This is a genomic window from Streptomyces silaceus (assembly GCF_001419745.1).
Classification (GTDB): Bacteria; Actinomycetota; Actinomycetes; order Streptomycetales; family Streptomycetaceae; genus Streptomyces; species Streptomyces silaceus.
On sequence record NZ_LIRJ01000545.1, the window covers coordinates 1 to 2,098 of the forward strand.

General features: G+C 71.3%; 3 protein-coding genes. 1 reads left to right on the forward strand and 2 read right to left on the reverse strand.

The genetic code is table 11. From position 1 onward, the window contains the following. Positions 1-999: class II fructose-bisphosphatase (glpX, locus tag AOK22_RS36280; protein WP_055702935.1), on the forward strand; the 999-nt coding region annotated here is incomplete at its 5' end. A gap of 166 nt (positions 1,000-1,165) precedes the next feature. Here the strand turns inward: glpX and AOK22_RS36285 are convergent. Both AOK22_RS36285 and AOK22_RS36290 read right to left on the reverse strand, forming a co-directional pair. Continuing rightward, the gene (locus AOK22_RS36285) at positions 1,166-1,534 is read right to left on the reverse strand and encodes a WhiB family transcriptional regulator (RefSeq protein ID WP_079037059.1); all 369 of its coding nucleotides are present in this window, start codon (positions 1,532-1,534) and stop codon (positions 1,166-1,168) included. Positions 1,535-1,672: 138 nt separating this feature from the next. After that, the coding region (locus AOK22_RS36290) for a LiaF domain-containing protein (protein WP_167357925.1) at positions 1,673-2,098 on the reverse strand (426 nt) is incomplete at its 5' end.

Sequence of the window (2,098 nt, forward strand, 5' to 3'; positions counted from 1 at the left end):
GTCTCTCCCGAGGCTCCCGACCGCAACCTGGCCCTGGAGCTGGTCCGGGTGACCGAGGCGGCCGCGATGGCCGCGGGTCGCTGGGTGGGCCGTGGTGACAAGAACGGCGCGGACGGCGCCGCGGTCCGCGCGATGCGGACCCTGGTCCACACCGTCTCGATGAACGGTGTCGTCGTCATCGGGGAGGGCGAGAAGGACGAGGCCCCGATGCTGTTCAACGGGGAACGCATCGGGGACGGCACCGGCGCCGAGGTCGACATCGCCGTCGACCCGATCGACGGCACCACGCTGACCGCCAAGGGCATGCCCAACGCGATCGCGGTGCTGGCCGCCGCGGACCGCGGCGCGATGTTCGACCCGTCCGCGGTGTTCTACATGGACAAGCTGGTCACCGGCCCCGAGGCCGCCGACTACGTGGACATCGACGCGCCCGCCTCGGTGAACATCCGCCGAGTCGCCAAGGCCAAGAACTCCTCGCCCGAGGACGTCACCGTGGTCATCCTGGACCGTCCCCGCCACGAGGGCATCGTCAAGGAGATCCGCGAGACCGGCGCCCGCATCAAGTTCATCTCGGACGGCGATGTGGCCGGCTCGATCATGGCGGTGCGCGAGGGCACCGGCGTGGACCTGCTGATGGGCATCGGCGGCACCCCCGAGGGCATCATCAGCGCCTGCGCGATCAAGTGCCTGGGCGGCACCATCCAGGGCAAGCTGTGGCCCAAGGACGACGCCGAGCGCCGGCGCGCCCTGGACGCGGGCCATGACCTGGACCGCACGCTGGCCACCGACGACCTGGTCAAGGGCGACAACGTGTTCTTCGTCGCGACCGGCATCACCGACGGCGAACTCCTGCGCGGGGTCCGCTACGGCGCGGAGAGCGCCTCCACCTCCTCCCTGGTGATGCGCTCCAAGTCCGGCACCATCCGCAAGATCGACTCCGACCACCGCCTCGCCAAACTCCGCGCCTACAGCGCCATCGACTTCGACCGCGCGAAGTAGCGGGCGGAGGAGCACGCGAAGCACCGGCGGAAGACCGACGGCGGCAGCGGGCAACGAAGACCGCCGACGGCAGCGGTACGAGAACGACGCGGCCCGCGGGCCAGGACGGTTCGCACGTGAAGGGGGCGCCCCGTGCGGGGGGCGCCCCCTTCGCGTGTGCCGGCGGCTAGCCGGCGGCGGCGACGGTGTGCGTCGCCTTCTTCAATTCCAGGTCGCGCCGACGGCGGCGGGCGAGGACCACGCGGCGCTCGGCGGCGGTGAGGCCGCCCCAGACGCCGTACGGCTCGGGCTGCAGCAGGGCGTGTTCACGGCACTCGACCATCACCGGACAGCGGGCGCAGACGCGCTTGGCCGCCTCCTCGCGGGAGAGCCTGGCCGCGGTCGGCTCCTTGGACGGGGCGAAGAACAGTCCGGCTTCGTCGCGACGGCACACGGCCTCCGTGTGCCATGGGGCGTCATCGTTCCGATCTCGCACTGGCACCCGCTGGGCCGGAACGGCGGCGACCTGCAGGGACTGATGCGGCGGTTGCAGCACGGTCTACTCCTGACGACGGCTTCGCGTGCGAGAGACGATGCAGCAACCTCTACCCGCTGTGTGCGCGCCTATGCACTGAGTTCCGATGTACGGAAGTACACCTTCCTCGCGCCGGGCGTGCGCCGTCGGCTCGCGCCGTCAGCTTCCGAGGTGTTTGCGCAGCCGGTCGTGCAGGTCGCGGATGAGCTTGCCGCGCTTGGGGCGCGCCTCGATGCTGCCGAGGACCGCGAGGCCGTCCACATAGACGACGGGGGCGTCCTGGTCCGGGGAGTCGAGGGTGTTCACCTCGAAGCTGCCGAGGATGCCCGAGCCGGAGCCGCGCAGCGACACGTTCTCCGGGACGCGGATGTCGACCGAGCCGAAGATCGAGACCGCCTTGATGACCACGTGGCGCTGCTCGAAGATCGCCTCGCTGAGGTCGATCTCGACGCTGCCGAAGACGGCGTACGCGTGCGTGCGGCGGCTCACCCGCCAGCGGCCCTTGCGGACCGAGCTGCTGAGGACCGCGACGAGGTTCTCGTCCGCGACCGGCGGGACGACGCCGGGGGCCGAACGCGCCGGGGC